General features: G+C 58.2%; 4 protein-coding genes. 3 read left to right on the forward strand and 1 reads right to left on the reverse strand.

What is annotated here, in order from left to right; all coding sequences use genetic code 11:
- Positions 1 to 75 precede the first annotated feature (75 nt).
- Positions 76 to 1,479 (reverse strand): chromosomal replication initiator protein DnaA, encoded by a 1,404-nt coding sequence (gene dnaA, locus NW815_RS12330; RefSeq protein WP_011431674.1) that lies wholly within the window; start codon positions 1,477 to 1,479, stop codon positions 76 to 78.
- A gap of 225 nt (positions 1,480 to 1,704) precedes the next feature.
- Between dnaA and rpmH the strand changes: the two genes are divergently transcribed.
- The 3 genes from rpmH to NW815_RS12345 all read left to right on the forward strand — a co-directional run.
- Positions 1,705 to 1,845: a 50S ribosomal protein L34 gene (gene rpmH / locus NW815_RS12335; protein ID WP_011434477.1), complete on the forward strand. Its 141-nt coding sequence runs from the start codon at positions 1,705 to 1,707 to the stop codon at positions 1,843 to 1,845.
- 93 nt (positions 1,846 to 1,938) lie between these two features.
- Positions 1,939 to 2,319 (forward strand): ribonuclease P protein component, encoded by a 381-nt coding sequence (gene rnpA, locus NW815_RS12340; RefSeq protein ID WP_414342200.1) that lies wholly within the window; start codon positions 1,939 to 1,941, stop codon positions 2,317 to 2,319.
- Between the two features lie 82 nt (positions 2,320 to 2,401).
- Positions 2,402 to 4,239, forward strand: a 1,838-nt coding sequence (locus NW815_RS12345; RefSeq protein ID WP_414416073.1) for an AAA family ATPase, incomplete at its 3' end; no start/stop codon positions are given.

Below are 4,239 nucleotides of genomic sequence, written 5' to 3' on the forward strand. Positions count from 1 at the left end.
GCTTATTATTGACTAGAGTCATGCTCCACAGCGCGGCAACAACACCTCAAAGACGGCCCAGCGACAACAGAAAGCCTAGCTGCTCCGGCTGTTGGCAACCACCCGCAAGCGCTCGACCAATTTTTGCAGTTGCCGTTCAAATTGCAGACTTTGCCGCTGTAGCTGACTGACCTTTTCACAGCTATAGAGGACGGTGGTGTGATCTTTTCCCCCAAAGTAGTCGCCAATTTTGGGCAGGCTGAGGTTGGTGTAGTGGCGCATCAAGAACATGGCAATTTGCCGTGCTTGGCTGATGTCGCGCTTGCGGGAGGATCCCAGTAAACTGTCTCGGTCGATGCCGAATTCTTCACAGACCACATCGGTAATCATGTCGGCGGTGATCTCTTTCGGCTCGCTGGGGGGATTGAGGATGGGCTGAATCGTCTCTACACTCATCGGCAAGCCGGAAATGGAAACATAGGCGACGGCGCGGATCAGGGCACCTTCCAGCTCGCGGATGTTGCTGGTGTAGGTGGTGGCAATGTACTCGATCACGTCGGCGGGCAGGTTCATTCCCTCGTACTCGGCTTTCTTCTTGAGAATGGCCATGCGGGTTTCGATATCCGGCGATTGAATTTCCGCAATCAAACCCATGGAGAAACGAGAACAAAGCCGCTCCTGCAGACGCGGGATCAGATGAGGAGAGCGGTCGGCGGCCAGTACGATCTGTTTGCCGGACTCGTGCAGCGTATTAAAGGTGTGAAAAAACTCCTCTTGGGTGTACTCTTTGCCTTCGATAAATTGAACGTCATCCACCAATAAAATATCCACATCCCGATAGTGCTCCCGGAAAGACTGCATGCTGTCTCGCCGGATGGCATCGATTAAATCGTTGGTAAACCGTTCGGTGGACACGTAAAAGACTTTGGCCTGTGGATTTGCCTCCAGTTGGTAGTGGCCAATGGCCTGCATCAGGTGGGTTTTGCCCAGCCCTACCCCGCCGCAGAGAAACAGGGGGTTGTAGGCGCGCCCAGGCTTGTCGGCCACAGCCAGAGCTGCAGCGTGAGCCATGCGGTTGTTGGGGCCAACCACAAACCGTGAGAAGGAATACTTGGGGTTGAGATCCGGCGCCCGCATCGGCAGGCTGCCGCCGACTTCCAGTCCTAGGGTGGTGGAGGCAGGTAAGCTGCCGGCTCTGCCCGATGTTGGGGAAATCGCCCTTGAAGGGGGTTCTGCCTCGACAGAAGCGTGGGGGGAAACGGAAAACTCCACCTGCAAAGGGATCCCGGCTACCCGCTGCACCACCTCGGTGATGGTGGAAGCGTAGTGCTTTTGCAGCCAGCCCCGCGCCCATTCGCTGGGGGTACAGATGGTGAGGCGGTTGTCCACCAACGATTCAGCCCGCGCCGTTTTGATCCAAGCCTCAAAGGTTGGGCGGCTGAGCTGCACCTGCAGATGACACAGGGCTTCATCCCAGAGCTGATCCAGGGAAATATCCACACCACACACTCAGAGCGACACAGCAGAAGCCCAGAGGAAACAGCGGCGGCTTCCTCGACAGGAGCTTCGGGATTCCCAATTTAACTGCTCGGCGCGGGGTGGCCAATCTAGCAATTTTCCATTGAGTCTGCTAAGATTAAGCGTCTGCGATCAGTTTCAAGCGGGCTAATTTCGGTCTGGTCAGCTCTGGCAAATGATCTTGGATTCATAAGTTGGCTCCTCACCATGACTCAGCGTACCCTTCGTGGCACCAATCGCAGACGCATTCGGGTTTCTGGGTTTCGGGCCAGAATGCGAACGGCAACTGGGCGTCAGGTCTTGCGGCGACGGCGGGCCAAGGGGCGTTATCGCCTGGCGGTTTCCTAAGCCCTTTGGTCAGAGATTTGATTTGTCTTGGTTTTTTGGAGCGTTGCAGCCCAAAACTCGCTGACTTCTGGGGCAGACTCTCCTCGGTGCCCAATGTTGCCGGCTCCTCATCGATTGCGGGATCGACGAGCTTTTCAGGCGCTCTACCAGGGGGGCCAACGTCGTTCCGGTGCAGGCTTGACCCTGCTGTTTCAGCCGATGCCCGCAGGGTGCGAAGGGATCCCTAGCCAAGTGGGGCTGGTGATCGGCAGAAAGGTGAGCAAATCTGCCGTAAAACGGAATCGGCTGCGACGCCAGTTGCGAGAAATCTTGCGCCCTCTGTGCCCAAACCTGAAACCCGGATACCGGCTGCTGTTTATCTCCAAGGCAAACTTACTGACCTACCGCTGGCCGGAGCTGAGGGCGGAGGTGCATCGTCTTCTCCAAAAGGCCGACCTGCTCGTCAGCACAGATGCGGATCCCAGGCTGTCCTAGAGACCTAGGCTGCACAGGTTTTTGCTACCCATGCTAGCCTGTTGCCATCATATGCTGGTGGCCACGCTAGATGTGGGGTGTGATGTACATCAAGCGGATTGAGCTGACCCGATTTAAGTCGTTTGGCAGCACCACCTCGTTGCCCCTGCTGCCGGGCTTTACGGTCATTTCCGGCCCCAATGGCTCCGGCAAGTCCAACATCCTGGATGGGATCCTGTTTGCGCTGGGGTTATCGTCCTCGCGGGGGATGCGGGCAGAGAGGCTTTTGGATCTGGTGCATTCCGGCAGCCTCAACGGCAATCGGCAGGTGGAAACCCATGTTTCTGTCACCTTTGAGCTGGGGCCGGGAGAAGATGGTCAGCCCAGGGAATGGAAAGTCAGTCGCCGGCTGCGGGTCAAGCCCGGAAAGGCTGAGGAGCTCGCCCGCGATAGTGGGACGGATTCTCTCCCCTACACCAGCACCTTTTATATCAACGATGTGCCCTGTACCCTGAGCGAGCTGCACGAACAACTGGAGGCGATGCACATCTACCCCAACGGCTACAACGTTGTTTTACAAGGGGATGTCACCAGTATCATTTCCATGCACCCCAAGGAACGGCGGCAGATCATCGACGAATTGGCGGGGGTGGCCACCTTCGACCGCAAGATCGCCCAGGCCAACAGCAAGCTGGAGGCGGTACGGGAACAAATTGAGCGCTTTCGGCTCATCGAACAAGAATGGCAAGCTCAAGGAGAGCGACTGCTCAGAGAGAGCGAAAAGGCCCAACACTATCAGCAACTGCGGCTGCAGTTGCAAACGCTGGAGCAGCAGCAACAGGTGTTGCTTTGGCGGCATTTGCAGGCCCAAGTGGAAGAAACCCAGGCGGCCATTCAGCAGCTTCTGGAGGCTCAGGAGCAGGCCACCGCTCAGGTGCAGACCTTGAACGATCATTTGCAACAGGCCGAAGCCGCCCTGGCCGAGTTGCAAAGCCGCATCCATGCTCTTGGAGAGGAGGAATACCTGCACCTGCAAGCCCAAATCGCCGCCGCCGAAGCACAGCGGCAACAGGTCAGCCAACAGATCGCAGCCTGGCAGCAGGAGATCGAGCAAGCGCAGCGCCTACATCAGGAGCGGCAAACCCAACAGCAGCATCTGCAGGCGGAGCTGGAACACCTGCACAGCCAACAAGAGCAACTGGCCCAAGCCCAGGGATCCCTGCAGGCCCAGGTTCAGAAAGCCCAAATTAGCTTGGAACAGAGCCGCGAACAGCTGCGCGCCCTAGCCCAATCCGCCGATGCCTGGGTGAAACAGCAGCGCTACCTCACCCGCCACATTGAGGAACTCCGCGCTGAACAGGAGCCTCTCCAACAGGAGCAAATTCGCCTGCAAGAGCGACAACGGCAACTGGAACGACAAAGCCAAGAGATCCAGGCGGAGATTGCCCAGATCGAGGCGTGGCTGGGATCCCACCTGGCCCTCACCGCCGAGCTGGAACACACTTGCCGACAGTCGGAAGCTCAGGTTCAAACTTTGGCCCAAGAGCTGGCCCAACTGCAGGCCAGCCTGGAGTTGGATCGCGCCACCCACGAACGCCTGGCCGCCGAGCTGCACGCCAAGCAGCGGCAACTGGACAAATGGGAAACCCGCCGCCAAGTGTTGCAAGAATCCCAGGGATCCCGAGCGACCCAAGCCATCCTGAGTGCCCGTCTGCCGGGGGTTTTGGGGTTGGTGGCCCAGTTGGGGCAGGTGGATCCCCAGTATCAACTGGCCCTGGAGGTTGCAGCAGGCAACCGGCTGCACTTTGTGGTGGTGGAGGATGACACCGTGGCCGTGAGCGCTGTCAACTTTTTGAAACGGGAAAAAGCCGGACGCGCCACCTTTTTGCCCTTGAATAAGCTCCAGCCCACCCGCCCCCCCAGCCCCCTGAAATTGGACGG

Origin of the sequence: Synechococcus sp. R6-7, from assembly GCF_047461695.1 — a bacterium.
In the GTDB taxonomy this organism is placed as follows: Bacteria; Cyanobacteriota; Cyanobacteriia; order Thermostichales; family Thermostichaceae; genus Thermostichus.

Bases quoted from the DNA above. Each gene is read 5' to 3' on its own strand.
- rpmH (WP_011434477.1), top strand. From the start codon at position 1,705: ATGACTCAGCGTACCCTTCGTGGCACCAATCGCAGACGCATTCGGGTT.
- rnpA (WP_414342200.1), top strand. From the start codon at position 1,939: ATGTTGCCGGCTCCTCATCGATTGCGGGATCGACGAGCTTTTCAGGCG.